Source organism: Streptomyces cyslabdanicus (assembly GCF_052663305.1).
On sequence record NZ_JBQRUW010000036.1, the window covers coordinates 24,204 to 46,376 of the forward strand.

11 protein-coding genes and 3 pseudogenes are annotated in these 22,173 nt (G+C 67.6%); 7 read left to right on the forward strand and 7 right to left on the reverse strand.

Features of this window, described 5'->3' with window-relative positions:
- Positions 1–159: 159 nt before the first annotated feature.
- The 3 genes and pseudogenes from ACTYVM_RS20980 to ACTYVM_RS20990 all read right to left on the reverse strand — a co-directional run.
- Positions 160–1,605 (reverse strand): DUF7405 family protein, encoded by a 1,446-nt coding sequence (locus tag ACTYVM_RS20980; protein WP_445527388.1) that lies wholly within the window; start codon positions 1,603–1,605, stop codon positions 160–162.
- Between the two features lie 619 nt (positions 1,606–2,224).
- Entirely contained in the window at positions 2,225–3,712 is a 1,488-nt protein-coding gene (locus ACTYVM_RS20985) for a beta-propeller fold lactonase family protein (protein WP_445527389.1), read from the reverse strand.
- Positions 3,713–4,497: 785 nt separating this feature from the next.
- Positions 4,498–4,959: pseudogene (locus ACTYVM_RS20990) on the reverse strand (rhomboid family intramembrane serine protease); the annotation flags it as partial.
- Positions 4,960–5,104: 145 nt separating this feature from the next.
- Here ACTYVM_RS20990 and ACTYVM_RS20995 point away from each other — a divergent pair.
- The 7 genes and pseudogenes from ACTYVM_RS20995 to ACTYVM_RS21025 all read left to right on the forward strand — a co-directional run.
- Complete coding sequence (locus ACTYVM_RS20995; RefSeq protein ID WP_445527390.1) at positions 5,105–6,241, forward strand: tyrosine-type recombinase/integrase; 1,137 nt, start codon at positions 5,105–5,107, stop codon at positions 6,239–6,241.
- Between the two features lie 155 nt (positions 6,242–6,396).
- Positions 6,397–6,637, forward strand: a pseudogene (locus ACTYVM_RS21000) (DUF5655 domain-containing protein); the annotation flags it as partial.
- A gap of 950 nt (positions 6,638–7,587) precedes the next feature.
- Positions 7,588–7,995: a hypothetical protein gene (locus tag ACTYVM_RS21005; protein WP_445527391.1), complete on the forward strand. Its 408-nt coding sequence runs from the start codon at positions 7,588–7,590 to the stop codon at positions 7,993–7,995.
- 294 nt (positions 7,996–8,289) lie between these two features.
- Positions 8,290–9,342, forward strand: coding sequence for a hypothetical protein (locus ACTYVM_RS21010; RefSeq protein WP_445527392.1), 1,053 nt, complete (start codon positions 8,290–8,292; stop codon positions 9,340–9,342).
- A gap of 37 nt (positions 9,343–9,379) precedes the next feature.
- Positions 9,380–9,805 carry a hypothetical protein gene (locus ACTYVM_RS21015; RefSeq protein ID WP_445527393.1) on the forward strand — a complete coding sequence of 142 codons (426 nt, stop codon included), beginning with the start codon at positions 9,380–9,382 and terminating at the stop codon, positions 9,803–9,805.
- The gene (locus ACTYVM_RS21020) at positions 9,798–10,424 is read left to right on the forward strand and encodes a hypothetical protein (RefSeq protein ID WP_445527394.1); all 627 of its coding nucleotides are present in this window, start codon (positions 9,798–9,800) and stop codon (positions 10,422–10,424) included. Before ACTYVM_RS21015 ends, ACTYVM_RS21020 begins: the two co-directional genes overlap by 8 nt.
- Positions 10,425–10,430: 6 nt before the next feature.
- Positions 10,431–10,913, forward strand: a pseudogene (locus ACTYVM_RS21025) (IS5 family transposase); the annotation flags it as partial.
- A gap of 734 nt (positions 10,914–11,647) precedes the next feature.
- Here ACTYVM_RS21025 and ACTYVM_RS21030 read toward each other — a convergent pair.
- The 4 genes from ACTYVM_RS21030 to pglY form a co-directional block, all read right to left on the reverse strand.
- A complete protein-coding gene (locus tag ACTYVM_RS21030; RefSeq protein ID WP_445527395.1) occupies positions 11,648–13,804 on the reverse strand; it encodes a DEAD/DEAH box helicase in 2,157 nt (718 codons plus the stop codon).
- A gap of 93 nt (positions 13,805–13,897) precedes the next feature.
- Positions 13,898–15,250 (reverse strand): BREX system ATP-binding protein BrxD, encoded by a 1,353-nt coding sequence (gene brxD / locus ACTYVM_RS21035; protein ID WP_445527396.1) that lies wholly within the window; start codon positions 15,248–15,250, stop codon positions 13,898–13,900.
- Positions 15,251–15,383: 133 nt separating this feature from the next.
- Complete coding sequence (gene pglZ / locus ACTYVM_RS21040) at positions 15,384–18,272, reverse strand: BREX-2 system phosphatase PglZ (RefSeq protein ID WP_445527397.1); 2,889 nt, start codon at positions 18,270–18,272, stop codon at positions 15,384–15,386.
- Positions 18,272–22,171 (reverse strand): BREX-2 system ATPase PglY, encoded by a 3,900-nt coding sequence (gene pglY, locus ACTYVM_RS21045; protein WP_445527398.1) that lies wholly within the window; start codon positions 22,169–22,171, stop codon positions 18,272–18,274. Before pglY ends, pglZ begins: the two co-directional genes overlap by 1 nt.
- Positions 22,172–22,173 lie beyond the last annotated feature (2 nt).

Genomic DNA, 22,173 nt, shown 5'->3' on the forward strand with positions numbered 1-22,173 from the left:
CCACTGAACTTGTTTGGGTGCGCCCCATCCCTCGGGCGGGTTTCCCGAACCGTCGGAGAGCCGGCCGACCGGTGTCGCCGGGGACAACAGTCAAGATCACGATCTGCTGCTGGAATACAACCGTGCAACAGCCCTGAGGGCGCGGCGCGCCGGCGCGCGTCAGACGAGGAACTCGGCGAGCGGGAAGGAGCGATGGCGACGTGGTGGAACCAGATAGTTCTGCCGGTGGGTCGTGTGCAGGACCGAGTTGATGCCGGCGTGGGGGCTGCGCGGTGCGATAGGGAGTGTCATATCGGGATAGTGGCCGTCCATCGAGAGCCGAACGAGATTAAAGAGTGCGATCGTCGGCTGGAACGAGATGAAGTGCAACCCGGCCGCTTCCTTCTTGCTGTAGTGGTCGGCCGTCGGATCGGATGTGTAGTGGAACGGATTGTCCAGTGTGTCGAAATCGCCGCGCACGGGGATGGTCGTCCCTGCGGGGTAGACCTTCCCGTAATTGCTGGTCGTCGCTGATGTGGTGCTGTCCACCTGCGACATGCTCCCAGTGTGGCCGTAGGCGTCGTACCGCTCGACCCCTTGCGCTACTTCGGCCTCACTTTGACCTGGCGGTTGGAGGGCAAGCGTGCCCGGTGCGGGCGCGGGCGAGAGGCCGGGCTGGAGCATGGCCTGGACGCGATCCGCGTAGTGAGGGAAGTTCTGTTCGTACCAGGTCACCAGATCTTGAAACAGGTGCGAGAGATGCATGGTGGTCCCCTGCTTGAAGTAGCCGTTGGGCCACTGATCGGTGAGGCCGGGCAGGGTCTCCAGATTGGCGATGTTGCCGGGTCCCATATTCGAATCCAGGGTGGTGGCGAAGCCGAGGAAGCCCTGTGCCTGTCGAGGAATCGACTGTGCGCCGGGGATATTAGCTGCCAGCGCCAGTTTGCTCGGCAGGCCCTGTTGCCCGTAGAAACCGCCTCCGGAGAAGCCCTGGCGGATACTCGTCACCTTGAACAGGCTGCCCGCCTGGTTGCTCCCAGGCCCGAAGAGGGCGTTTTGGGCTTCCTTGATATTGGCGAGCGAGTCACTGCGGAGCAGCACGGCCACGTCATTCTGTTCCAAGCGGACCGGCCCGAAGCCAGGTGGGGACTGGTCGCTGGGAAACGTCCTGGCCTCCTGCAGCGCATATACGGTATGGCCCTCCGTCTTGGAAGTCATCAAATCGACCGGCAGATACGCTGGGTAAGGTGTTCCCGCCTTGAAGAAGCCAGATGCCTTGCCCAGGGTTGGGACATAGTGGTGGAAGTAGGGAAGTCCCCAGGCTACCGTGGTGGCCACTCCTGTGGGAGTGGGCGGAAGTTGGCGTTCCAGACCCAGGAGGGCGGACTCGAGGTGGTGCTGCGCCTCCTGCAACGCCTTAGCGTGCGCCGGCACATTCAGCCTTGCGGTAATGACGTGATCGTGCAGGGCCGGCACCCGGACAGCAATCGTGCCGTTGCTGCTCTTCACGCCCGAGCCATTGACCATGACCACCTGCTCGTTCTGCAGGATATATTGTTCCTGAATGGGCGGGCTGACGGTGCCGGCAGCGGCCCGGTCCGGTGGTTTTGCAATGCTGTCGATCATTTCATAAATGCCGGCGGATGCCAGAGCGGCCCCGAAGGTTCCCGCTGTCCCTTGAAGAAGGCGTCGCCTGCTCAAGTTCCCGTGTGGTCGTTCCGTACGCGCATTTTCATTGCTATCTGTCATGAAATGTATTCCCAACTGTGGAGTAGATGTCAGCCAGCACCCGGCATCGAAGGTCTGACTCGAATGATCGGGACTGACCGCGCCGTCGCGGAGGACCGTCGCTTGATCAGCTACTACGTCTCCGTCATAGGGTCTGCTCGCGATGCGGAGTGGGCAGCGCCGATACGGCCTTGCGCACGTGCCGTCAGATAGCCGATGACGGTGGGTGTGTCGGCCAGTTGCCCTCGTCATCACCTTCGCTGTCGCGATATAACCACACGCGGCCTGAGTCATTGAAGCCAACACGCGGCGGCCTGGGTCATTGAAGCCCACGCCGATTTCGACGGCTTCTACAGTTCCCGCCGCATCCAGAAACGGATCGACTACCTCAGCCCTATCGAATTCGAGGACAGCCCGGCATCACGCAAAGTCAGCACATCCCGCAGCGGGGAAAGCGCAAGCGCGCAGGTGGATGGCCTACGACCAGCCGTAACGGCCAGAGGTCATCGTTGCGCTGTCATGCCTGGGGCATCGCCGGGCCTGGCTCGTGCTCGCCGGGTGGAGTTCCGGGCTTGAGGATGACGGAGGTGTAGTGGTTGGCGAAGAAGTACGCATAGGACAGGCCTTCGTCGATGTTGCCGAACTGGTTGCTCACCATGGACATCAGCGCTGTCGTGCGGGTGCCGTCGCTGGCGTAGGCGGTGAACTGCTGGTTGGGTGGCAACCCGGTGGCTCCGATGGTGACTTCGTTGATCCCTGGGAGTGCCCGGATCAAGGCCGTGCCCTGGCCGGAGCTACCGGTGACGCTCAGGGAGAGGTTTTGCATGCGCATGCCCAGGCCTTGCCGGCCCAGGTTGTTGGTGCTGGTGGCCGGAGTGCCGCGCGCCACGTACACCAGCGCCATGGGCGACTGGCCGATGGGGAGGGTCTTGATCACCGAGTTCGTGTGCGTGTCGATGACGTCGACCGCGTCGGAGTTCTGCAGGGCGACGTAGATCCTGGTGTTGTCGGGGCTGGGCCAGATGCCGTGGGGACCGTGGCCGTTGTTGTGGATGGTCCTCACCAGCGTGGGCGGCGCGCCGGTTTTCGATCGGCGGTACACCAAGGTCTCGTTCAGTCCGCCCACGGTCTGGTAGGCGTAGTCGACGCCGTCGACCGTGACGAAGTTGGGGTGGTTGGTGCGCGGTCCGGTGTTCAGCACCGCCTCCACACGGAAGGTGCGTGCGTTGACCACAGCGGTGGTCCGGCCGTTGGTGGGCATGCCGAGCCAGATGTCCCGGCCGTCGGGAGAGATGGCCATGTCGGAGGACCCACCCGCCTGTTCGGGGATCGGCAGGCGTTTGATGATCCGGCGGGAGGCCACATCGATCATGTCCACCCTCGAGGCGCGCAGGTGGTTGACGTAGGCGAGTTTGCCGTCGGGGCTGAAGACCACCTTCGACGGCCCGTCCTCGGTGCGGATCCGGTCGACCTCCTTGCCGGCCCGCCAGTCGAGCACCGAGATGTAGTCCTGGCCGCGTACTGCCACCCACAGTCGCGTGCCGTCCGGAGAGAAGAATCCTTCGTGCGGCGCCCGGCCGACGTACATGGTGCGCACTACCTGGTTGGTTGCGGTGTCAATGACATGGACGGCGTTGGTGGTCACGTCGATCACGTCGAGCCACTTTCCGTCCCGGGAGAAGCCCAGGCCGTGCACGTCGATCTCCCCGTCGTACATGGCCCCCAGCACGTCCGCGCCGGGTTCCAACCGCGGCTTGCCCAGAGCGATGGTGCCCAGCACGGTGTTCGTCGCCGGATTGATGACACTCACCGTGTTGGAGGACTGGTCGGCTGTGTATACCCGGTCGTTCCCCGAGATCTGTTGCGCTCCGGGCAGCGCCGGAGCTTGGATCGGCGTGCCCTGCGCTGAGGGGCTGGCGTTCGACCTCACAGATTCCTGCGTCCCGGGCGTCGTGCAAGCGGCGATTGACGCGTAGACAGCCGCCGCCACGAACGCGCGGGCCAAGCTGGATTTCATACCCACGTTCACTCCTTGTGGTCACGTCGCCGGCCGATAGCGCGCGTTGCAAACTGCCACCGACGCTTGGCTCGTGGGGACTGTGCTGTGAGGGCTGTGCCATGTGGCGTGGGAGATGGAGGCAGGGACTGGTCGCCGCGTTCGTCAAAGGCCGCCGGCGAGGTCAGCGGCTGTCCTCGTGGCGCCGAAGGTCATCTCTTCCGAATGCGGTCACGCATTCCCGAGCGCGTGACCGATGGCGCCTGGCGCCGTCGCCTGAATCATCGTCGAGCCATCAAGGAATCTAACGGACACTTTCGACATGCTCACCTCGGCCGGAGGTTTTCACTCGGACGGCCCCTTGCTGGCGAACGGCGGACGAGTGCATGGCTGTTCAGACTTCGTGGGCGTACGCCGAACTGCTTCACGACGGTTCATGGCGGGCCGAGCACAACTGCGATCGCAGCCTCACGGGGCAGTAGCCCGCGCGGGCGACGGAGCGGGTTCGGCCGCCGGCCTGCCCGGTCCCCGTCACGCAGCGTGAAGGGAACAAGAAGCCCGCTGGCGTTGGGACCGGCGCACGTGCCGAGGATTTCGGCGTCGGCCTTCACGATGTGGTCCTCCCACCTTGCGCGGCAAGGTGCCGTGCCGACCAATCGTGAGGAGTCCCGACGCCGTGGCCGCCCGGGCCGCTGGTCGAGGAGAGTCGCCTGTGGCGGTACCTCTTCCGCGTCACTCCTCTGCACCGTCGGGGGCGACTTCTCCTTGCGCTACCTGGCTCCTGGCCGGGGGCCCTACCAGGCCCGCCGTGTCTGCCGGCCGTAGAGGATGCGGGGCGGTTCGGGTGGTGGGGGCGTGCCCGGTTTGAGGGGCCAGGCGAGCAGCATGCCCACGATGAAGCCGACCACGTGGGCCAGGTACGCCACGCTGCCCGCCTCGGCGACGGCCTGGCCGGAGGAGTAGAACGCCTGGAGCACGAACCAGGAGCCCAGCACCACCCAGGCCGGCAGCCGCAGCGGCAGGAAGAGGAGGAAGGGGACGAGGATCCAGACCCGTGCCCTCGGGTAGAGCAGCAGGTAGGCGCCGAGGACGCCGGCGATGGCTCCCGAGGCGCCGATCAGGGGCGTGGCCGAGTGGGAGTTCATGAGCGCGAACCCGTATGCGGCCGCGTACCCGCAGACCAGGTAGAACAGCAGGTACCGCACGTGGCCCATGCGGTCCTCGATGTTGTTGCCGAAGATCTGAAGGATGGACATTAGCGCAGGTCATATGCATGATTGCTGAGCCTAGGTCAGCAAGTAGCCAGCAAGCGGCGAGCGGGAGGCCCCGCCTTGCTGACCGCGAGGCGCGTCAGCACGACCAGGTTCGCTGGTCCACTCGTCCTCCGGAAGGTGTCGTTCCTTGGCCCGTCAGCTTGCCCGCGGTATGGGCTCCTTCTTCAAGCCCTGTGACTGCTCCAAGCCCAGCCGTTGCCCGCACGCTTACACCATCCGGTTTCGCGACGCTCGGGGAAAACAGCGAGAGGAAACCGGGTATCGGACCCAGGACGCGGCAGTCGAAAGGCTGACGGAGCTGTACGCCGACCGGAAGAAGACGTCTCCCTCGGTGGCGGAGGCACGACGCGAACTGGGGCAGCAGACGATAGAGGAGTACGCCCAGACGTGGTTGCCTCGGCAGCGCAAGATAACCGAATACTCGACCGCGAAAACCCTGGCTAGCCACTTCAGGGCACAGATCAACCCGGTGATCGGATCGCGGAAGCTGAATTCGGTGACACCGACCGTGGTGGAGGACTTCCTCGATCACTTGGAGGCGGAGGGGGTGGGCCGTGGACACCAGTTGAACGTCTACCGGGCCCTGTCGGCTCTCCTCCGGGATGCGTTCGAGAAGGGGGCCACTGCTGACAACCCTCTTCGCGGAGTGCAGAAACCCGAGTACGCCCCACAGCGGGTAGCCATCCCTGACGCCGAGTACATCGCCAGAGCGATCCAGGTGGCCGACTACAAGCTGGCGCTGGAGATAGTCCTGATGGTCGGCTGCGGACTCCGCAACGGCGAGGCACGTGCGGTGAACGTGAACAACATCGTCGCGGACGACGTGTACCGGGTGACCGAGCAGGTGCACTCCAGCACGCACCAGCTGGCGAAGCTCAAGCACCGCAAGGAAGGTGAGTTCCGAGAGGTGCCCCTGCCGCGCACGGTCAAAAACACCATCGAACGATTCGCGAAAGAACACGGGACAACGGAGGACGGGTACCTCTTGAGGGGGCCGAAGGGGCCCTTCAGCGAACCGAACGAGCGATACCGGGTGTTGAAGCTGTTCACGGCCCTCCCGCCGGCGGAAGGCGTCGGAATGTACAGCTTCAGGCACTTCTTTGCGTCCAACGCGCTGGGCAACGGCATCCCCATCACAGACGTGGCGGAATGGATGGGGCACACGTCGATCCAGGTCACCTACCGCACGTACAGGCACCTCATGCCCGGGAGCATCACCAAGGCGGCGATGGTCTTGGACGAGCAGTTGCGAGCTGTCGTGTGATGGCTGGAAGTTGGCGCCAGAAGCGGCAGCGGGATACCGGCGGGCCCCGACGGCCCGCCCTCAACCCTTCACCTGACCCGCACTCCTCTTGGCGCCGCCACGGAAACAATCCCGCCCCTCTCCGAAGTTCTCGATCTTCGAATCGAGGAGGGAAGGTGTCCGGCCTGAAATTGTTCCGGATGACGAAGGGCGGCATGACGGAGGTCGTGCTGCGGCTGGCTGATACCGAGGCCGATGTGCAGAGCCTTGTCGAGAGCAACATGCAGGAGCTGCTCGGGGTTCGGTTCCTGGCAAGCGAGTACGGCACCGGCCCGGTGCACGGCGGGCTGGATCGACTCGCTGGGCCTGGACGATAACGGGGCGCCGATGGTCATGGAGTTCAAGCGTGGGACCGAGGGGCGGGCAGGATCCCGTGCTCCCCATGGACTTGTTCCCGATGACGCATCACGTGGAGTGCGTCGCGATCCTTGAGCCTGCCGAAAAGGGTCGCTGACCTGGGGCTTCAGTCGATGTGCATGATGTGCACTATGGGCGTTACGGGCGATATTTTGACGCTCAAATGACGCTCTCTGAGGTGTCTTGACGCTCATTTGACGCTCGTTCTGATGGTGCGTCAGGTGAATTTCGAGGTGCCGTGACCTGGGTTGCAGAGTGGGCTGAAGGCTGTGCGTGGGTGGCCCCGATCCTGCCCGAGAGGTAGCGCGCACGTCAGTTGGTCGGTTGGGTTCGCTTGCCGGGACGTACGGTGGCGGCATCGCCCGGTCAGCGGCTATGAGGTCGCCACGAGATGCGGGAGGTCTTCAGCGTGATCCTGAACCCGGCTCGGGTCATCTACTAGTGGCACTATCTACTGCACGGCTTGCCGTCGCACGTCGCTGTGTACTACTGCTTGGGGTTGCGGCGCGACGACGGCACCCGGCCAGACCATTATGAACTGCTGCGCCGGCAGGGCCGCGAGTTGAAGGTCGGGGCGAGGGCATGTCCGCAGTCGTGATGGACGGCCAGAGTGTGCACACCCCGGTCAACTGTTTGCGCTGGGTCGGGTGTCGGCCGACGGTCTGTACGCCGAGGCCAACACGAACCGGGCCTTCGTCGCGGCCGTACGGAAGCAGCGCGAGTCCTTCCCTCGAAGAGGCGTTCGAGCTGCACGAGTCGTCTTCGTCATCGCCCTCAAGGCTGGCGGATCCCACTCCCGACTCTCTCTTCACCGTCTCCCAGATCTCCCTGCTTCACTCGGCCCGGGAGCTGCAGAACCTGAACATCAAGGTGTACTTCAAGGGGATCGACTACCGAGCCTCCAGCGCGGAAGAATGCGCCGTGAAGGAGAGCGACGGAGGCTCCGCGGTATGAAGTACAAGAACGAGGCCGAGATCATGCACGCGCTCGGGATCGACACATGGAGGCACCTCTCCAAGGAGAAGGCGGTCAGGTTCGCTGCCATGATGCCTGACATGGACACCGAAGTGGCCATGAAGATCGCCGAACAGTTCCCCGAGTTCAGGAAGTTTGCCAGGGACGCCTTCGGCGCGATCGAGAAGGCCCACGAGGCCACGCTTGCGGACGGCAGTCACAGCCTGGATCAGGTCTACCAGGCCCTCCGGGAGAATCGGCAGATCTTCGAGCGGGAACTCCGCAGGGACGACCTGACCGGGGAGCAGAGGAAGCACCTCCTCGAACTCCTACAGGAAACGGCAAGACTTGCGTCTCAGCTCAGAAGGACACCGAGCACAAGCGCCACGTGGGTGGTCTGCTGAAGAAGACCATGATCGGTGTCGGTTCCGCGCTCGCTCTGGGTGTGGTTTTTGTCGGAGGCCGGATCCTGGTCCAAGGCCAGGAAGAATCAGGTGACTCCGGGGAGTCGTGAGGCCGTCGGGCGGTACCGGTCCGTGATCTCGGTGACCGTTTCATCGACCGGGCCGCGCTGGGCTATGACCCTCGCTCGGTGCAGGGGCGTTGTCAGTGGTGTGCGCCAGACTTAGGGCACGGCACACACCCGTGCCGGCCGTCTGTTCACGCGCCTCACTCCTCTTCACCCGCAAGGAACGGTCATGGCACATCTGCACAAGCAGTTCGACAGCCTGCTCACCCTGATTAACGTAGATCCCGATGTCCTCACGGCGACGCGTGAACGCCTCGCCCTGGCACGTAAGTTGGCCGAGCAGCACCCCGAGGGCCGCACGTCGTACAGCTCGGGTTCGATTCCCGTTGGCACCCACATTCAGCCGCACGCGGGAGCGGTCAGCGACGGGGACGGCGGGATCATCCTGGACCGTGCCCGGCACCCGGCGCTCGGTCCAGACGGCGAATGGGAGGCGCCGCACGCCGTCACGGACGAACTCGTCGCGTTCATCGGTCAGAGGCTCCGCGACCCGGAGCGCACCCCGTCCTACCCCAAGGCGCGGGTGTGCAAGTCCCGGCGAGGTCTCAAAATTCACTTCGGCGCTCCGGTCAACGACACGGATGTCACGGTCGATCTCATCGTGGCGCTGCGCCGCCGTGAGGGGCGCGGGCTGTGGATCCCTGACCTGGAGCGAGCCCTCGGCTCCAAGAATGCCTGGAGTCCCAGCGACCCCCAGGGCCACGTGGAGCTGCTGACGTCCGGCACCAACGCCCTGCGGCGTACTCGGCGCCGCACTATCCGCATTCTCAAGGCGTGGAATGCTCAGGCTACAAAGCCAGGCTTCTCCTCGCACCAACTCTCTCTGTGGGCTTACGAGTTCGTCGAGCAAGGAATGGGCCTCGTCGACGCGGTCCACACAGTGCTACATGAGGCCACCCTGCGCCTCCAGCGCGGCGAGCCGACCAAGGATCCGCGCTCCGTCTCGCCCGACCTCAAACCGCTGATCCCCGACGCGGACGCCGAGCGGCGGCTGCGGGTCGCCGCCGAAATGCTCAGGAAGGCAAACGCCGACCCCGACGACATCAAAACGGTGGAAGAGGTCCTTGAGCACCTCTTCCCCAAGACCATGCGTGAACGCAAGCGCGACTTCTCCACCGCCTCTACTTCTCTGAGCACCACCGCCAGCCTCGGTCTCGCGGGCGCGAGCCTGCTCCTCCCTAAGACGCGCTCGTGGCGGGAGGGCACGGCCCGTGACCGGTAACCGGTTGCCCGCGCGCCGTCCTTGGTTCGCCCGTCCCATGGCCCGCGCCGAGCTGCTTACCGAGATGCGCTCGACGGGGCTCGATGTGCGCGAGGTGGACAGGCCCGCCGACTTCGCGTCCGGATTCACCGTCCAGGTCTACCCGCACGTGCGGATCCTGCCCTCACACAGTCTCCGCATCGTCTTTGCCCGCGGCGATCCGGCAGTCCCCCGCGTCCATGCACGCGGTCCCGGCTGCCCCGCCCACCGAAACCCCGACGGTTCCTTGTGTCTCTGGTACCCGAAGGACGCGCCCTCGCGCCGCTGGTCGCCCGGTGACGGCGGGCGGCTCCTCGTCGCGATCATCGTTCGCCATTTGCGCTGGGAGGCCGCCTATCACGCCACCAGCATTTGGCCGGGCTTCGAGGCACCCCACGGTTACGGTTCGCCGGGCCTCGACGAACAGGATCGGATCATTGGCTGACGCGATCAAGGCATTCGGCCCCTACGCTGCCGTTCTCGCCGCACTCGTGACCGGCCTCATCCTTGGCGTCCAAGCGCGGATCAGCCGCCGGGCCCAGCTGCGGGAGCGGAAGCAGGAACTGTTGGCGAGCGCATACGAGGTGAGCATCCAGTATGCGGAGATGGCGTATGCCGTGCGGCGCCGCCGCGCGGACGCCGCCGCCGAGGAGCGGGTCCGTCTGTCGGAGCAGCTACGGGAGATCCAGGCGAGAATGACCTGGCACGAGGCGTGGGTCCGCTTCGAGGCCCCGGAGGTGGGTGCCGCGTATGACGAACTCGTCACCCGTACGCGGTCGGTGGCTGGGCGGAGCATGAAGGATGCATGGCTCTCGCGCCCAGCGGCGGACGACGCGGCGATGGTGATCCCGACGTCGGTCGTCGACCTGCGGGCGCTAGCGGATGTCCGCGAGCGTTACATGACCGCGGTGGAGTCGCACCTTCGCCCCCGGGGCCGGGCACGCCGCCTCCTCCCACGCGTCCCGCGCCCGCGCCGTGCTGTGCCACCCCCACCCACGTCTGCTCCCCCGGTCGGTGGGACGGCACCCGGTGCTCCCGGCGGCCCCGGGGGCGGGTCGCCGTGAGACGAGGGTCCCAAGACGGGACGAAGTCCTGACGACAGGGGCAGGACGGGCAGCAAGCACCACTTGATCACCGATGCCACCGGCATCCCACTCGCCGTTACCCTGACCGGCGGCAACCGCAACGACGTCACTCAGCTCATTCCACTGCTCCAGGCAGTGCCGCCGGTGCGGGGCAAGCGAGGCCGACCGCGGTGCCGCCCCGACATCGTGCTCGGTGACCGCGGCTACGACCACGAAAAGCACCGCCATCTCGTCCGCGCCCTCGGCGTGAGGCCACTGATCGCGCGACGCGGCACCGAACACGGCTCCGGACTCGTAACCCAACGCTGGGTTGTCGAGTGCGCCTTCGCTCACCTGCACTGGTTCCGCCGACTACGGATCCGCTGGGAGATCCGCGACGACATCCACGAAGCGTTCCTCGCCCTGGGGTGCGCACTCATCTGCTGGCGACGCCTGTCACAGGCACGGTCCCTCGTTCTCCCGCAGTAGCCATTCCCTGACCGAAGGAGCATGGTCGAAGAGCTGGCTGACCTGCATGCCTTCTTCGCGTGAGTTCACTCTCGGCAGCGGGGTGAAGTCGTCCGGAAGCACGTCCAACAGGCTCATCACCCGGCCTCCCGCACGCAGAGTGAACAGCAGCTCGCACCGCAGCTGAGTTGGAACGTCCGGGCGGTGGGACAGGATGTGCCATAAGGCCGGCCACAAGTAGTGGGTGCCACAGGCGCCGCATTCGCCCGCACCCACACCGGGTCCAACCGCTGGCTCAGGCCGAGGTCATACGCTCCTCCAGCCTGAACAGCAAGGCCGAGTCAACGGCTTTCAGCTCGCGAGGCAGCGGTTGATCGGAGTCAGCCCCATACTGCCCGACACAATCTCACGACGAAGAGCCGACCCTGGGACTGTAAATCGTTCGGCTCTGGCTCACATCCGGTGGTAACCGTGCGTCGCGTTCGTTCGGACCCTGAATGTGCAGCTCGCGGGCGGGCGCTGTCGATGCATCCGCGGGCGAGGAGCCAGTCTGACAATCTCCTGTATGCCCCTCCGGCCTGCGTGCCTTGCCGTCAGTCACCATTGGCACGATGCGTTACCACCGGATGTGAGCCAGAGCCTTGTTTTTCGTGTAAGCCCGGCTGCTGCCACCTGGGGGCGCGGTGGACGCTGCCAACGTGGCGTAGTGAACGCTAGGGCGCCCCGTGCGGTCCTGCCCACTCAAACTGCCCTGGTCAGGCAGGCCATTCGATGCGAACGGGCTCGCGGGCCACAGCCAGAGCGCTGTCGAAGTCGGCGAGACGCTCGGCGAGAGTCGATGTGGCGATTCTCGGCGGCAGAGCCGCCGAGAACTTCAGGCCGCGTACGGCGCGAGGGTCGACTGTGGGCAGCGTGAGGGAATCGGCGAGTTCGGCGCGGGCGGCCTTCCAGTTCGCGGCGGAAAGATCTTGGCGGAGCCGGACGTGGGTGTCGGTGGGGCGTTGTACCGGGTCAGCGAGGTTGCCCAGGGACGACGCGAGGGTGGCGTTGGCGCGGTAGCCGGCCCAGGTCCACCAGCGGGTCGCGTCGGCGTCGCGGACCAGCAGGGTGCCGGCCGGGTGGACTTCGTGGGGCGCGCGGTCCGTGCGGAGTTCGGCGAGGGTGGTCGTGGCACGGCGGGTGAGTTTGACGTCGGGGTCCGTGCCGAGCAGGACGTCGCGCATGGCACGGGTCAGGGCGTATGACAGGCCGCGAGCCTCGCTGCCTTGCCATTTGGCGACGCCGCCGTCCTCGACGGGTTCGACGAAAGCGCGTCGCCGTGCCCAGTCGATGAAGGTGACTTGCCAGCTGCGGCCCGCCAGGAGGAGGCGGCGTGGACCTTGACGTTCCTCGGTGAGGACGGAGGGGTCGGTAGTACCGATCTCGGTGCGTCCGGCGAGGACAGTGAATTCGGGGGGTGCAGTGAACGAAGCCGTCAGTTCCATGAAGTGGCGTCGGCCGAAGTGCTTTTCGGCTTCGGGCCCGATGAAGAGCATGCCGCCGTCACTATCGAGGAAGCCCTCGGAAAGCAGGTGTGACAGGAGCGGGGCGGCGGAGCGGTCGAAGGGAGCGAGGCCGTTCCATTGCTCGGGCCACAGCCGATCACCGATGCGATGTTCTTGCAGGGTGACGGCGAGGAGCTGCTGGGCGACGAGGTGGCGCGGTGAGGGCGGCGGGGTGACGGGTTCCACCCAGCCGCGGGCCCACAGGGACAGTAGGCCGGCTGCTTGAAGCAGTGTGTCGGGGCGGGTGGCGAGGAACAGGCAGTTGCGGGAGGTTCCTGCGCGTCGCCCGGTGCGACCGATGCGCTGGAGGAAGGACGCCACGCTCCCTGGTGCGTCGATCTGGATAACACGGTCGAGGTCGCCGACGTCGATGCCGAGTTCCAGGGTGGAGGTGGAGACGATGACGCAGTCTCTTGCTTCGGCGAACGCCTGCTCGGAGCGGGCGCGTTCGTCGGTGGAGAGTGAGGCGTGGGAGAGGAAGACGGTGACGTCGCGGGCCCGTAGGGCCGCGCCCAGTTCTTCCACCTGCTTGCGGGAGTCGCAGAAGACGAGCCGTTTCTCGCCTTGGTGCAGGGCGGAGATCACCTTGGCCGCGTTGGCGAGCGAGCCCACGTAATCGAGCTCCACTTCCCCTGCGGGGCGAGAGAGCTTGGTGGTGCTCGGGGCGTCAGGGGTGGCGGGCAGCGTGACTCCCGGCGCGACGACGCGGCCTTGCCGCTTGGCAGGGGTTGCGCCCTGGAGCCAGGTGAGGAGGGCATCGGGGTTTCCGACGGTGGCTGAGAGGCCGATGCGCTGGATGCGGTGGCCGGCGAGTCGCTCCAGACGTTCGAGGACGGCGAGCAGGTGCCATCCGCGGTCGTCCCCGGCGAAGGCGTGTACTTCGTCGACGATGACGGTCCGGACGCTGCCGAGCATGTGAGTGTGGTCGGTCTTGACGCTGATCAGGATCGCTTCCAGCGACTCCGGCGTGGTGAGCAGGAAGTCGGGGGATTCGGTGCGGATGCGGCGGCGTACGGATTCGGGGGTGTCGCCGTGCCACAGGGCGGCTCGGCGTCCCAGCCACTGGGCGTAGCTGTCTACGCGGTGCAGCAGGTTGTTCAGGAGGGCCTTGAGGGGGGCGAGGTAGAGCACAGAGGTGCCGGTCCAGTGCTTCTCGCGCATCGTGGAGAGCATCGGGAAGGTGGCGGCTTCGGTCTTTCCGCCCGCGGTCGGCGCGAGGAGGATCGCGTCCTCGCCTTCCATCAGCGGGCGTACGGCGGCCTTTTGCAAGGGACGCAGGTCGGGCCAGCCAAGTGTGTTGACGATGTGGTGCAGGACCACCGGGTCGAGGCGGTCCAGTGGATCGGTGCCGCGGGGCTGCTCCTGCACGCTGGTGACTCCTGTGCTGGTCTTCGGAGTTTGGGGCTACGGAGGTGAGGTCCGGCAGTCCGCTTGCAAGGTTCCGAGCGGAGCGCCGGCTCCTCAGATCTCCAGGTCGAGATCGTCTGCGGAGGCGGCTGGTGCCGGTGCTGCGAAGTTCCGCTCGGTGGGGGTGAGGTCACCGCTGCCCACCATCAGCTGGTAGTGCGTTCGCGGATCGAAGTCGTCGAACTGGTCGATGCGGTCCAGGACATCGCCGACCAGTTTCTTCAGGTACAGGCGTGGGGCGACTCCGACCTTGCCGCCGAGCGCGCCGCCCACGGCTCGTGCCAGGTCGGCGAGGTAGGCGTCGTCGGCGAACTGCTTGATCCGGTCGGGCGCCTGGGAGCCTTCGGCGTACAGGTCGCGGATCGTGGCGCCAAGGCCGGTCAGGGACTGCTCGGTGAATCCCGGCAACCGGATCTGTACGGCTCGGGGGTTGTCGAAGCGAGGGTCGGTGGTGAAGTCGGTGGCCAGGCGTTGGGCGAGCGGCGCGAGCCGTTGCACGCCCTGCTGGCCGTCGTAGAAGGCGGGGGTGCCGGTGATGATGAGGTACAGGCCGGGGAAGCGGCCGGAGTGGACCTCGTCGATGAGCTGCCGCAGCGCGTTGAGGGCCTTGTCGCGGGCGTCGGAGCGGACTCGCTGCAAGGTCTCTACCTCGTCGAGGACGAGGACGAGACCGGCGTGTCCGGCGTCTCTGAGGACGGTGAGCAGGCCCTGCAGGAAGCCGAAGGCGCCGAAGTGGTCGAGGTCGCCTCGGACGCCGGCGCTGCGCCTGGCGGACGCGGCGACGTGCGGCTGGCCGCCGAGCCAGGACAGCACCGCGGCGGCGCTGGCCTCGTCACCGGCGTCCAGGGACTGCTGGTAGCCGCGCAGGGCGGTGGCGAAGGCCGGGGCGTGCCGGGAGACTTCGGCCAGGCGGGCGGTGAGCAGTCGGTCCACGGCCTGGGGAAGTTCGCTCTCGGCTACACCGTCGGCGAGCGCGTCCTCCTCCAGGGCGTAGAACCAGGCGTCGATGACCGGGCGCAGCGCGCTAGGCGGAAAACTCGACGTGGTGAGGCGCTCGGTGAGGCGTCGGTAGACGGTCTCCAGCTTGTGCAGCGGGGTCTCGGTTTCGGACACCTGCACCTCGGCCACGGCGAAGGTGCGGCGTTTGGCACGTTCGCCGAGCCAGCGGGTGAAGAAGGTCTTGCCGGAGCCGTACTCGCCGCGCACTGCCTTGAAGACCGAGCCGCCGGCGGCAACCGTGTCCAGTTCCTCGTCGATGGCCCGCTCGAAACGGTCGAGGCCGGTGGCGAGTAGGTCCAGGCCGCTCTCGGGGACGGCGCCGCGCCGTAGTGCGTCCACCACGGCCCGGCGTCGCACCGCGCCGACCTGGGAACCGGCTCCGGGTGCTGAAGATCGATCCGCGTTCACCTGGACAGTGTCCCATTCGGCCGCGGCTCCGGTGGCCGGTGTTCGAGCTGAGCCGAGCCGCGGCGATGGCCCTGCTCAGGCGCGCGGTCACGCGCGCGAGACCGCGTCCTCCGGCAGCCACACACCCCGAATCTCACAGCCCGAACTGTTCGATCAGCTGGTCCCGGTGCAGACGCAGCGTGCGGTTGTCGGGCAGGATCTCCAGGATCTGGGCGCCGTCGTAGTTGAGGAGCTGGGCCAGTGTCGTGGCGAACCCGCGGGCGCGGCCGATCGGTTGGCCGGCACGCTCCGCCAGGGCGGTCATCGGCAGGGTGCCCGCCTCGACAAGTGCGACCAACGCGGGCTGAGCGCCCTTGGCCATGGACTTACGGGCCAGCATGTCCAGCTGCGCCGCATACAGCTCGGTGGCCATCAGACGTTCCACCAGGGCGGTAGCAGGGTCGCCAGAGTCCGAGCCCTGGGGTGCGGGCGGCGTCGCCTGCTGGTCTTCGAAGAGAGCCAGGGTCGGCTCGGCCGTGGCGGCGGCCTTCTTCGTCTGCTTGGTCGTCTGTCTGCGGCGCGACGATGCTCCAGGAACTTCGACAGCTCCCGCGTCGCTTGCGACAGCCGAGGGTGCGGCACCGGTCTTCGTACTCCACCATGCGGGGGCCGGTTCTCCCAACTCCAACCATCCTGTTGGCGGTTCGGCGCCGAACGGCAGGAGGGCGAGCAGTGGGATGGCGAATTCCGCGAGGGTGGCTCCGCCGTGGTAGCCGGCCTTCATCGCCGTGTAGCGGGCGTCGTGGTCGCGCAATGCGACGATACGCGCACCGGGTTCGGGCCAGACCACCCGTGGACCGGACAGCTCCACCTCGGACGGGGCGAGCGGTTCACCGGACAGGCGGTGGCGAGCCGAGGCGACGGTGCCCGCGGGGGCATCGGCCCGGTTGCCGCGCCGTTCGATCACGTGTCCGTGGTCTGAGGTGATCAGGACGGTCATGCCGCCCGCTCGAGCGGCCCGCAGCAGTGATTCCAGGCCGCTGATCTCCTTGATCCGCCAGGCGCCGTCGCCCAGCTTCTGTTCTTTGCCGAGCCGGTCGTCCACGGTGTTCAGGACCACCGCGACATGCGTGCGCTCGTCGGCCAGGGCCTCACTCAGGGCAGTGGAGAACGGCGATCCGGTGTCCGGGCCGCGCAGATCGTCTTTGTGGAACACCTGCGCAGGGGCACCCTTCCAGCAGGCGTGCTGGGGGAAGAGCCGCTTCTCGTCGCCCTGGTCGCCCTTCATTAGCGCGCCCGCGAACAGCGAGGTACGCGAAACGGTGGTGAGCGTGGGCAGCGCCGCGGCCACCGCCCGACGGGTCGGCGTGCCGCCCGGCTCGGGCAGCGGATCGAACTCCGACCAGTGGGCGCGCAGCTCCTCGCCGAGTTCGGCGGCGATCGCCGCGCTCATCCCGTCCACCAGGAGCAGCAGGACTCGATGCTCTGGCGAGGCGACTACGGGGGCGACCACGCGCTCCAGGAAGCTCTCCACGGTGAGCATGGTGCGGGGGGCGGTGCCGTCCGCCGTCCATACCGCAAGCCGCTCGGAAAAGGCGCGGTCCAGGGCGCGGCGCTCGGACCGGACCTGTTCGCCGAGCCGACTGTACGCGTCGGCGAGCACGGGGTCCGTGTCGCCGCCCGCTTCCAGGTGCTCCAACGCCCGGTCCACCCAGCCAAGTTCACGGATCTGCCGCGCGATCCCCTCGGCCACGGACGGGATCTCGTCCGTGGGATGGGAAACGATCCAGCGCTGCAACCGGGCCGCCATCCGTACTCGCTCGATACGGGCAGGGGTGGTGTCGGCACCGGCGAGCGCGTGCTCGGCCAGCTCGGCGAGAGCGCCGGTGATCTTCTCTGTGCTGCCTTCGGCGAGTGCGTGCCCTGCCGCAGTGAAACGCGTGTCGAGGCCGGCCGTGAGCAGAGGGCTGGCCGCCGCGGCACGCTGCGCACCGAACTGGACGACCAGTTGCCCGGCCCGGTTCAGCACCGGGTCGGCCAGGCGGTGCTCGCCTCGTTCCAGCAGACCGTGTACGTACGCCTCGCCGCTGCGCGCGAAGGACGTCACCAGCCGGTCGAGGTCGTCGCCCTGGGCGGGCGGCTGCTCGCCCAGCCACCGTTCGGCGCGCCCGCGTGCCCGGTAGGTGTCCTGATCGGCGGTGGCGTGTTCCCACAGGGCGGCGCACACCACCGCGTACGCCGCCGCGTCCACCCCGTGCTCGGCCTCCACGAGCGCGGTGATGATCCGGCCCGTCGAACCGGCCTGCTCGGGCTCACCGAGGAAGGCTGCGAGGCCGGCGCGTTCCGGTCCGCGCAGATCGCGCAGCAGGTCGGGGCCGCCGGGGGTGAGTGTCCAGCGCAGCAGCGCGACGGCGTCGACGCGGTCGCTGTCGTCGAGCGCGGCCGGTGCGCCCAGGGCGTCCGTGTCGTCACGGGTCAGCCGCAGGCGGCGCCTGGCCAGCCGGGTCAGCGCTTCGTCACGGGAGAGCAGCCCCTTGCCGAGCGAGGGCCAGCGTCGGGTGGAGGCGGCGTCCACTAGTGCCTCGGCAGCCCAGCTCTCCGCGCGCAGCCGCCCGTCGATCCCGCGGGCGTCGAACGCCTCCCGTACGACCTCCCAGTTGTCGACGGACCGGATCCGGCCGCCGTAGGCCCGGGCCAGCAGGCCGGGATCAAGGTCGGTGTCCTCGCGGTCGGTGAGCACGACCAGGACCCGCGGGTCGGGCGACGCCCCGTCAGCCGGGTGTTCCAGGTGCTCCAGGATCAGCTCGTGCACGGCCAGTACGGACGGTGCGACGGCCACACGGGCCCGCAGACCGCCCGCCGTGCGCTGGACGGCGGGCGCGTCCCAGACAGGAGCCGCTCGCAACAGCAGGACACGGACCGCGCCGTCGCCTAGCCGGCTGCGGGCGGCCAGGTATTGGCGGACGGTCCCCGCCGACAGCCGGGCCAGACCCGCTGGCAGAGAGGCCGCGGGGGCGGCGGAGGAGGTCGCGGTGGTGGGCATCAGTCCACGACCTTCCAGACGACCTCCACGACAGCGTCCGGATGATCGGCCGCGAGTGCCGCGATCTCCGCCTGGAGTTCCGCTGCGGCGCGGGCCGCGGTAGTCCGTCCGCCGCCACTCCGGGCGATGGAACGCGCTCCCGCGCTTGGCCCAGGCTGGGCCGGCGGTTCGGGCAGCACCTGTGGATGAGCGGAGCCGCCGCCCAGATCGACGTCCTCGGAGCTTGGCGTCGTCGAGACGGGGGGAGCGGGCGGGGGCGGAGCCTGACGGGACCTCAGCAGGGCCACCACTTCCTTGCCGCAGGCGCTCAGCACTCCGGGCAGGTCGGGATAGTCCCCCGGGTCACCGGAAGCGGCCTCCCGCATCCGCGTCAGGACTGCCTCGCCTTCCACTCCCGTGGTGGAGGCCAGGCCGAGATGGTCCCAACTGGTGTTCTGCAGCGCTCCGGCGACCTTTCCAGCGCTCTTGAGGGACATCCCGTACCGCTGCGCGGTGTAGTCGCCGAGACCGAAGCGGGCGAGCCGCTCCACGACGGACTTGGCCTCGACGCCCGTCTCGGTGACCTGCCGCAGCAGCTCCTGGGCTTGCCGGGCCAGGACGAGCCGCGGCGAGTCGTCGGTCAGCTGCAGGAAGGCGCGGTGCTTCTCCAGCTCGGTGACAAGACGGCCGGCGTCCTGCGCGAGGCCGCTCGCGGCCTGCCGGATCTGCCCCGCGAACTGGTTCACGATCCGGCCGCGGTTCTGCTGCGGCGCGACACCGCCGAACACCGTCTCGAACCGCTCGCGCGCCCGCTCCCAGTCGCCGTCGTCCGGCCGCGGCTGCTCGCGCAGCGCGAACTCCGGCTTCAGCTCGTGCGGCGCGGGCGCGGGCTCCACTGGCACCCCGCCGCGCACCCACACCCGGTCGGTCATCTCTGCGTACGCGGCGGCCAGCAGTCTGCGCAGCGGCTCGGGCAGCCCACGCGGCTGGGGAAGGTCACTCCAGTCGGAGAGCCGGACCAGCGTCGGCTCGGCGACGGAGTCCCGTCGCGCCTGCGCGGTGAAATGGTCGGCCCACAGGCTCGCCTGCCGGTAGTACGCCTCCCGCATCACACCGAGCCCGAGCCCACTGGCGATCCTGCCCATGACCTTGCGGTCCTTGGCCTCGACCTCCACCTGTCCGTCACGGTGCTCGGCGGCCTTGCGCACGTACCCGAAAACCGTTCGGATCTCGGCTGCCTTGACGGACTTCCCGGTGTTCTCAGGGTCCAGATCGGGGTGCGCCGGGTACTGGTGGCTGAGCAGCTTCCCGGCGAGCTCCCGGGCGGCCACATCCAGGGCCGCACCGAGCGGCAGCCGCAGCTCGGCCACCTCCTGCTGGGCGACCAGATGAGTGTCGAAGCTGAGGTCGACGACCCCTTCCTGCTTCTGCGCGAGGCCGTACGCCTGCCGCAGGGCCTGGTGGACCCGCTCGGTGAGGATGTCGAGTTGCGAGGCCAGCATGGACTTGGCGCGTGCCTTGTCGTCGGCGCCGAGGCTACGCGCGTACTCGGAGTCGAAGCGGGCGTCGTCGGCGAGGGCCTTGTCGATGACGACCAGACGCTCGAAGTCGCCGCGCGTCGCGTCCGTCAGATGCGTCGGCAGCCAGGCCAGGGTGCTGCCCTCGCCCCCTGGCTTCTCGCGCAGCGCACGCAGCCGCTGCACGTCGTCCATCGGCCCGAACTCGCCCTCGTCGTAAGGGAGGTCGACGACGAGCCGCCAAGCGTCGTCCTGGCTGGGCCGCAGCGTCGACTCGGGCAGGGAGTCGGCGTCGGCGACATTGCCGAACACCACCTCGACCTGCCGTTCGGTGCCCTTCCACACCAGGTCGAGTACGTCGTACGGGTCGAAGCCGCCGGGTCCGTCAGTGACGCCGAGCGCGTCCTTGAGCAGGGCCCGCATCTTGGCCCGCCGACTGGCCTGGTTGTTGTGCACCTGGGCGTTGGCGAGCACCGCGTCCAGGTCGACGCCGGTGAGTTCGAGGCGGACCACCGCGCCGGGACCGGTGCCGACGACCTTTATCTCGGGGAAGGTCGCCGCCCATTCCTTGGCCTTCTGCTCAAGGCGGCCGACCTCGGTACCTGCGATACGGGTGGTGATGGAGCCGTGGTTGAGGGCGTTCAGTCGGGCCAGGGTGAGATCGGCGAGCGCGGGTACGCTCGGTGCGAGCGCGGACAGCAGCAGCGTCTGCAGCAGCCGGATGTCACCGGTGAAGTCCCGGCAGTGCGCGGTCAGTTGAGGATCGCCCAGGCTCGCCGGATCCCGTCGGTACGTCTCCACCTGGTCCTCGGTGACCTGGTTGGTCTTCAGCAGGTACGGGCGCAGTTTGTCCCGGTACAGCTTGTCGGCGGCCTCGAAGTGCACATGGGTCTCGCCGCTGAACGCCTTGTCGCCGCCGCCCGCGATCGCTGGATACAGGTCACCGAGCGGTACGAGCTGACCGAGCCGCCAGTCGTCCCGGTGGTCGACGAGTAGCTGGCTCATCAGCTTCAGACCGGTACGGGACCGCTGCAGCGCCGAGGAGATGTGCACCAGCGTGTCCATGAACGCCGGCGGGAACGGATACGTCTTGCGGAACGCGTCCTCGTCCGCGCCGGTCGTCGACTTGTCGTGCCCGAGGAGGGTGTCCCAGACGTCCGGCCCGAGCTTCTTGGCGTCGGCGAACGCGGCCTCGATCTTCGCCTCGGCCGCCGCGTCGACGGGCCGCAGCACGCGGGCACGGGCGATCTGCGGCAGGTTGCGGTCCTCCAGGACGATCTTGTCGAAGCGTCCGCCACTGAGCTTCAGACTGTCCTGAACGGCAGCCTCCGCCGCCCCCGACATCTCCTCGCCGACCAGCTCCCGCAGGTCACGCTGGCGCGCAATGAACGACACGATCGGAATGGCACGCCGCTCGTCACCGCCCTCCACAAAGTTCGTGATTTTGTCGGCTTCGCGGGAGACGAACTTCTGGTCGTGGATCCGCGAGGCCAGCCACAGGATCAACTCGTCCATGAACAGCACGAGCCCGTCGTAGCCCATCGACTTCGCGTGCGCGGCGATGATGCCGAGCCCCTTGTCCAGGGAAACGAACCCGTCGGCGTCCTCGGACGCGGACCGCGCGAAGGAGGGGAACAGCGTCCGCGTCAGATCCTGTACGAGCCGAGCCCGCAGTTCGCGCGGAGTGGAGGGATTGTCAAGGTCGAGCTGCTTGCTGTTCTCGTGCTCCTCGGGGGCGCTCACCGCGGTGTCGAGGAGTTCGGTGGTCCACGCGAACGACTCGCCCCACTCGTCCTCGTCGTCACCGTCCCCGGCGTCGGCGAGCTGTGAGATCACCCAGTCGTCCCCGTTGCGCCGCCGCAGCTGGTCGAAGTCCTCGAAGAGCCCCTCGGTCAGGTAAACCTGGGGGAGTGGGCAGTCCTGGTCCAGCTTGCGTACGTGCTCCACGTACCGTCCAAGCACCCTCTGCTCAAGGGACTTGGCGCCCAGCATGTGGTACGGCACGAGCAGAAACTTCCGGCCGTCGGCGTCCAGCCACGAGTGCTGGGCACGGACGGGGTCCAGCTCGGTACGGGCGCGGGCGGCCGGGTTGCCGGAGAGCAGGGCGTAAAGCACCGCCATGAAGTGCGACTTACCGGAACCGAACGAACCGTGCAGGTAAGCCGCCTTGGAGGAGTGGCTGTCCAGCGCCGACTTGATGAGGTCGAGGGCCTCGGTGAAGTTGCCGACGAGGCGGTCGGTGACGACGTAATCCTTCAGCGCCGCCTCCGCGCCCTCGGGGGTGACCGCCTCGCTGAGCTTCAGCACGAAGTCGGAGGTGGACACCGACTCCGGGATGTCGATCAGCTCGCTTAGCAGCGGACGGGCTTCGAGGCGGGGGGCTTGCTTGCTCATGAACGCCATGG

Coding starts and splice junctions, on each gene's coding strand:
- pglZ (WP_445527397.1), bottom strand. CDS start 18,272: ATGCCCACCACCGCGACCTCCTCCGCCGCCCCCGCGGCCTCTCTGCCA.
- pglY (WP_445527398.1), bottom strand. CDS start 22,171: ATGGCGTTCATGAGCAAGCAAGCCCCCCGCCTCGAAGCCCGTCCGCTG.
- ACTYVM_RS21010 (WP_445527392.1), top strand. CDS start 8,290: ATGGCACATCTGCACAAGCAGTTCGACAGCCTGCTCACCCTGATTAAC.
- ACTYVM_RS21015 (WP_445527393.1), top strand. CDS start 9,380: ATGGCCCGCGCCGAGCTGCTTACCGAGATGCGCTCGACGGGGCTCGAT.
- ACTYVM_RS21005 (WP_445527391.1), top strand. CDS start 7,588: ATGAAGTACAAGAACGAGGCCGAGATCATGCACGCGCTCGGGATCGAC.
- ACTYVM_RS20980 (WP_445527388.1), bottom strand. CDS start 1,605: ATGATCGACAGCATTGCAAAACCACCGGACCGGGCCGCTGCCGGCACC.